Genomic DNA, 5,547 nt, shown 5'->3' on the forward strand with positions numbered 1-5,547 from the left:
AAAGTTTTGAGTATATCTAAAAATTGTTTTCCTCTATGTTTAAAACCTTTTAACGACCTATCATAATATCTATGGGTCATAAGAACTGGAACTTCCTTAAAAGTATAACCATTTTTTAATGCTTGGATAGTCATAGCTACTTCTATTCCATAACGAGCTGGAATGTAGTTCATACACTTCATAATCTCACTTTTATACACTCTTTGCCCAGAAAGAGATGTGTTTATTTCTTTTTTAGTGTAAAAATATACCCCTTTTTTCGCTAGTCCTTTTACTAAACCAAATCCTCCTTTACTACTCGTGTTTAAAGAGGACTCTGGGAATTTAGCTATTGTAAAATCAACTTCATTGGAAATCACAGGAATTATTAATTTTTCAACTTCAATACTTGTTAATCCTAAATCTCCATCAATAAATCCAATATAATCATAATCTTTTTCCTGTATTGCCTTTTTCATTGCATAACCTTTCCCTTTATTTTTTGGCAATATCATTGTTGATACACCTAAATTTTTAATTACTTCCGAAGTCTTATCTGTAGAACCATCGTCAACAATTAAAATTTCATCAATTAACTGTATTTTTTTTAATCCTTTTATTGTGTCTTCTATTCTATCGGCTTCATTATATACTGGTACAACTATTAATACACGTTTTTTTTTCATACTATCTCTCCTTAGGATATTCTAAAGCTGGTAGACTTGACCTAGGGGTTAACTCTTCTGCTGTTGGCTTTACGCCATAATGCCCTGGCCTACCTTCCATTGCTAATATAAGAGATACCTTGCCAATACTTGTATTTACATTATCAACCGTACTAATCCTAAACTTTTTATAATCCTCTATATAAGAAATATTTATATTCTCCTTTTCAATAGCAATAATTGATTTATCCATAATTTTTACAGTATCTATTATTACTTTATCAACCAAATTTAATCTTCCTTTATCTTCTTTTAAACTTCCTCCTGCTAGAACAATATAATCAATAGGTTCGTTTACGAGACCTACCATATCTATAAAATCTTTTTCTATCAATTTACTAACCAGTTCAGTTTCCTCCCCATTTATAATGGATTTTGATAATTCCATAATACTATTTGGTATTATATTATTATCCGACAAAGAAATTCCCAATTCTTCATATATATTTTTTAATAATTCTTCATCTACAATTTTATCAGTTATTGTAGTTACATTAATTACATTTGCACCGGCTGTTTCCAAAATTTGTCCTACTCCAGAGTACATATAATCAGATTTAGTCTCTATGATAGCAACATTTATCCCTTCCAATTTTGTCTTTACAATTTCTTCATAAGTTGAATCTATAAAATGTTTATACATATCTTTTTCTGATTCTACATCTTTTAAAGATGATTTCAGATGTTGATTTTCGTTAGTTAAAAAGTCAAACCTCTCTTCTATTTTAGATGCGATATCCTCTTTTTGTTCAACAATAATGCTCTGTGCATCAATAGTAAATCCAATATATATACCAATTCCCAAAGCTGCAAATATTGCAACGATAGATATTACATAAAATTTCATATTTGGTATCATAAATATTCCTCCTCTAAAGTCCTAACATTATTCTAATTCTGATTTTTAGAAGTAGCAATAATTCTTTTAATAATGGATGCATAAAGGTTATTACTAAAATTGGTATTAATGCTGCAATTGTTATTCCTACAACATATTTCAGTTTAAATGTGCTATGATATAACTTATTTACTCCCTTAGCATCTACTAATATAGAACCTACCTTTAATCTTACCAAAAATGTACTAGACATCCCGCTTCTACCTTTCTCTAAAAAATCAATCATATTCGTATGGGTTCCTACCGCTACTATTAAATCAGCACCATTAGAATAAGCTAATAAAAATGCAATATCTTCACTAGTACCAGGAGACGGAAATATCTTGGCTTCTAGTTCTAACTCCTCAACCCTTTTTAATCCAGGCGCTCTTCCATCAGGATAAGCGTGGACAATAATCTCTTTTGCTAACTTTAAACACCTATCAGAGACACTGTCCATGTCTCCGACAACTATATGAGGAATATATCCAAACTCCAAAAGAGCATCACCACCCCCATCTACTCCTATCAATATTGGATTAACTTCATCTATATATGATTTAATTGCTTCTAAATCCATTTTATAGTCTCTGCCTCTTACCACTACTAAAACATGTTTGTTTTTTATTTTTGTTTCAGTTTTAGGTATAGGAATCTTTCCAGTTACTAAACCCTTCTCTTTTTTAGCATACTCAAGGGTATTTTCAATAAAACTTTCTAATTCTTTTTCTATATTAGCATATCCTATATTTAAAAGTTCTTCAATTTTATTTTTATCTAATAACTCGCATTCTGTTATCTTTTCTCCTTTACATACTATTTCATTTTCGATGATCTCTATAGTATCTCCCTCATCTATTTTATCAAAAACATCTTTTTTTACCTGAAATATTGGAATACTAGCGTCAATTAAAATTGATGGCCCTTGATTTGGATACCTACCACTTATAGTTTCATTCAAATTAATTACACATTTAACTTTCCTTTCAACTAAAGAAAGGGCTGCTACTTCATCTAAATCTTTATGATCAATCAGTGCAATTTCTCCAAAATTTAATCTTTTTGTTAACTCCTTTGTTTTCCTATCTTTTTTCACTATTCCTTTTATATACATAATTAATCCTCCAGCATGTTTCATCTTAATATTATCTCCAAGTATTTATATTCTAATAAGTTGCCATCGGATTTATTATAACATAATATCACCACTTGTGAAAAAGATATTTAACCCCACAAAGTGAATGCTCTTTGTGGGGTTAAACTAAATATTACATACTCCCTTCCATCATCTCCATCTCCAATCTCAATTTATCAGCCACCATGGCTATAAATTCAGAATTAGTAGGTTTCCCTTTATTGTTATTGACGGTGTAGCCAAAAATTTTGTCTATTGTATCTACTTTCCCTCTAGTCCATGCTACTTCAATAGCATGTCTAATAGCCCTTTCCACCCTACTTGGAGTTGTCTTAAATTTTTTAGCTATATTTGGATATAATTCTTTAGTTACGGCACCTAGTAATTCCATATCTTGAATTACCATAAATATCGCTTCACGTAAATAAGAATAACCTTTAATATGAGCAGGTACTCCAATTTCATGGATTACATTAGTAATTCTAGCTTCTAAATTTTTTGCCATATCCATGTTTAATGAACTAGAACCATTAGGAATCTGTATATAATCATTTTTTGATACAATCGAACTTTCTCCACTTTCCCCTGCTATTTGCTTTAGCCTTTTAATAAATATTTTAAAATCAAAAGGTTTAACCACATAATAGTCAGCACCTAATTCAATAGCCTTCTGAGTAATTTGATCTTGTCCTACTGCAGATAAAACTACAACTTTTGGCATTTTTTCTAAATCTAAATTATGTAATGCCTCAAGCACTCCCAATCCATCTAAATGTGGCATAATAATATCCAGTATTAAAATGTCTGGTTTTAACTCTGCCATCTTATCTAGAGCTTCTAACCCATCTTTTGCAATACCAATTACCTCAAACTCTCCTTCCATAGATAAAAATTTACTTAAAATTCCACAAAATTCCCGATTGTCATCCACGATCAAAATTTTTCTTTTCTCCAATTAAACTACCCCCTGTTTAATATTTATTGGTATAATTTATCTATTCGACATACAATCTCAGTTTCCTTCTATATTTTAAAAAAATATTTCTTTTTTTATTATTTTAGAAAAAAAGATAGGCTTTAGCCTATCAATTAAAATTATTAGCAAATTTTTGTTTTGTTTCATAATTTGGCAATACCTGTTCTAACATCCACTCAATATAAATTCCGTACCCTTTAGTAGGATCATTGACAAACACATGGGTTATTGCTCCAATTAGCTTTCCATCTTGAATAATAGGGCTACCACTCATACCTTGAACAATTCCACCAGTCTTCTCTAATAATTTTTTATCTGTTATTTTAACAGTCATACTTTTTTGATTTGGGTACTGTTGAGATTGAGTTTTTAATATATTAATCTCAAATTTCTCTATCTTGTTATTATCTATCGTTGTTAATATATAAGCCTTCCCTTCTTTTATCTCTTCTTTAAAACCTATAGGTATAGGCTTTATTTTATTGGTTCTTATAAAATCATCTGTAATTAACCCAAATATACCATAAGATGAATTTTTAGTTATTTCTCCTAATACGTTTTCTGTTTCATAAAAAATTCCTCTTATTTCCCCTGGACTTCCTCTCTTACCTTGTTCCACATTTGCTATTTTAGCATGTGTAATTTTACCATATTCCACATTTAGCAAATTCCCAGTATCCATATCTGTTATTCCATGACCTAATGCTCCAAAAACTCTACTGTCTTCGTCATAAAAAGTCAGAGTTCCAATGCCAGCAGTTTTATCTCTTACCCATATACCTAATCTATAGCAGTTATCCTGCATACTCTTTATTGGAATTACTTCTGTTTCAAATTTCATTTTATTTCTCTCAACAATAATTTTTACTTTCTTATCTTGAACCTGGTTTAGTAATTCTATCACATGCTCAGCATCTTTTACTTTTATATTATTTACTTCCAAAATACTATCACCAGTTTTTATTCCCGCCTCTTTGGCTGGACTATATCTTCTGCCGTCTACCCCTAGTACATCTGTTACCGCCACGACGAGCACACCCTTAGTATTTAACCTTACTCCTAATGCATTGCCACCTGGAACCAATAGCTGTCGTTTTACTACGTTTACATCAAGTTTTTTAATCGGTATAATACCTAAGAATTTTAATTGAAATTTCGCTTCTCCTGGTTCAATACCATCAATTTGATAGCTTCTTTTAAAGCCATTGGTTGAACTTTGATTGTAAGTGGATTGTACTATTGAGTCTTCATCATGTAATGCATTTAGAGAAAAGGGAAATAACACATCAATACTTTTATTCTCACCCTTTGCAATTTTTATTTCAGCAGGACAATATAATATATTTATTACTTGGACTATATAAAAAAAAGTTAAAACTAAAATCAATAAAGAAAATTTTTTACTATATTTACTATACCTATCCAAAGTACAATCACTCCCCTAAATTTCCCTCTTTCATATTCACCTCCAAAATAATTTTTAACGTAAATATAATTTAGCCTTTTTTCATCTTATTTATTCTTTAAAAAATTTATTTATTATGTCAAGTAATTTACATATTGGCAAATATCAAAAAATAAAGAAAACTCCTTATTAAATTAATAAGGAGTTTTCTTTATAAAACAGTAATTGCTATTTTTCCCAATTTATTTTTTTTGACATTTCTAGCATTTCTTTTGCATGAAGTTTTGTAGTATTTGTCAAATCTACACCACCTAATAATCGTGATAATTCATCAATCCGTTCATTTTCCTTTAATTTCCTTACAGTAGTGCTAGTTTTATCTTTATCAGTAAGTTTATCTATTACAAAATGAGTATCAGCAAGAGCAGCAATTTGTGGTAGATGTGAAAT

The 5,547-nt window shown here is 29.9% G+C and carries 5 protein-coding genes and 1 pseudogene; all 6 read right to left on the reverse strand.

The features are described 5' to 3' along the window. On the reverse strand, positions 1 to 665 hold a 665-nt coding region (locus tag VK998_RS00130; RefSeq protein WP_325224125.1), incomplete at its 3' end, for a glycosyltransferase family 2 protein. Position 666: 1 nt separating this feature from the next. Next, positions 667 to 1,563, reverse strand: a complete 897-nt coding sequence (locus tag VK998_RS00135) for a copper transporter (protein ID WP_325224126.1) — start codon at positions 1,561 to 1,563, stop codon at positions 667 to 669. 13 nt (positions 1,564 to 1,576) lie between these two features. Beyond that, positions 1,577 to 2,695, reverse strand: a complete 1,119-nt coding sequence (steA, locus tag VK998_RS00140; RefSeq protein WP_325224127.1) for a putative cytokinetic ring protein SteA — start codon at positions 2,693 to 2,695, stop codon at positions 1,577 to 1,579. Positions 2,696 to 2,849: 154 nt separating this feature from the next. After that, a complete protein-coding gene (gene spo0A, locus VK998_RS00145; protein ID WP_325224128.1) occupies positions 2,850 to 3,671 on the reverse strand; it encodes a sporulation transcription factor Spo0A in 822 nt (273 codons plus the stop codon). A gap of 130 nt (positions 3,672 to 3,801) precedes the next feature. Then, positions 3,802 to 5,118, reverse strand: a complete 1,317-nt coding sequence (gene spoIVB / locus VK998_RS00150; protein WP_325224130.1) for a SpoIVB peptidase — start codon at positions 5,116 to 5,118, stop codon at positions 3,802 to 3,804. Positions 5,119 to 5,325: 207 nt separating this feature from the next. Continuing rightward, a pseudogene (locus VK998_RS00155) lies at positions 5,326 to 5,547 on the reverse strand (DNA repair protein RecN); the annotation flags it as partial.

The organism is Schnuerera sp. (genome assembly GCF_035459645.1).
In the GTDB taxonomy this organism is placed as follows: Bacteria; Bacillota; Clostridia; order Tissierellales; family Tepidimicrobiaceae; genus Schnuerera.